Annotated in this window: 1 protein-coding gene; it reads left to right on the top strand. The window is 44.1% G+C overall.

Annotated elements, in window-relative coordinates:
- Positions 1-764 (top strand): DUF1542 domain-containing protein (locus N8L33_RS09910; protein ID WP_261059745.1); only part of this gene is annotated, 764 nt, incomplete at both ends.

The following is a 764-nucleotide window of genomic DNA, read 5'->3' as shown; positions in this document are numbered from 1 at the left end:
GCAGTAGCGGCAGCAGAAGACAAAGGAACTACAAAAGTAGCAGATGTAGATCCAGCAGCAAAAGCAAAACCAGCAGCAAAAGCGGCCATCGATGCAGCATTAAAAGCACAAGAGCAAGCAATTGATGCAAAACCTGATTCAACGAAAGAAGAAAAAGAAGCAGCTAAGGAAGAAGCACGTGCTAAAGCAGAAGCAGCCAAAGCAGCCATCGATAAAGCAACTTCTAATGCGGACGTAACAGCAGCTAAAGAAGCAGGAGTAGGAACAATTACCCCTGTAGTGCCAAAAGCAGAAGTAAAACCAGCCGCAAAACAAGCGATTGAAGATACTTATACTGCAAAAGTTGCAGAAATTGAGAAACGTCCTGAGTTAACAACAGAAGAGAAAGAAGCTGCAAAAGCAGAAGCACGTAAATTAGCAGATGCAGCAAAAGCAAATGTTGATAAAGCGAAGACAGATGATGCAGTAGCGGCAGCAGAAGACAAAGGAACTACAAAAGTAGCAGATGTAGATCCAGCAGCAAAAGCAAAACCAGCAGCTAAAGCGGCAGTAGATGCAGCATTGGCAGAAAAAGACAAAGCGATCGACGCTAACGACAAACTTTCAGATGCAGAAAAATCAGCAGCGAAAGAAGAAGCTAAGAAAGCAGCAGACGAAGCTAAGAAAGCAATCGATGCAGCAACTGATCAAGCTGGAGTAGACGCAAAAGCAACTGAAGGAACAGATGCAGTAGCGGCAGTAAACCCAGTAGGAAAAGACAAAGC

The organism is Streptococcus mitis (assembly GCF_946188695.1).
Taxonomy (GTDB): Bacteria; Bacillota; Bacilli; order Lactobacillales; family Streptococcaceae; genus Streptococcus; species Streptococcus mitis_DF.
This window is presented reverse-complemented; position numbering and strand designations above follow the sequence as displayed.